Origin of the sequence: Pontibacter sp. JAM-7, from assembly GCF_048548695.2 — a bacterium.
Lineage (GTDB): Bacteria > Pseudomonadota > Gammaproteobacteria > Pseudomonadales > Balneatricaceae > Neptuniibacter.
The window spans coordinates 1-246 of the sequence record NZ_JBLYIF020000059.1 but is presented as its reverse complement, the minus strand read 5'-3'; the positions used below and the strand labels follow the sequence as shown (position 1 = coordinate 246).

The 246-nt window shown below is 52.0% G+C and carries 1 protein-coding gene; it reads left to right on the top strand.

All coding sequences use genetic code 11. From position 1 onward, the window contains the following. The coding region (locus ACFVYJ_RS13870) for a hypothetical protein (protein WP_463255457.1) at positions 1–246 on the top strand (246 nt) is incomplete at both ends.

Sequence of the window (246 nt, the reverse complement as noted above, 5' to 3'; positions counted from 1 at the left end):
TACGTATTTTACTGCTGTTTATCGCGCTGATCGGCGCGGTGTTATGGTACAACAAAGAGCCACACGCATCCATCGTGCATTCGGGTGTGCTGGTACCCAGTACGCCGCTTCAAGCTCCGCATGACGACACTAACTTGGTGACCATGGATGATTATCTGCTGCTGCCACTGTCTGAATTTTCAATGCATGGCAGGGTGCTTGGCCGGGAAAACTATCGTTTTGGCCGTGAATCGGAGCTGTCCCCTA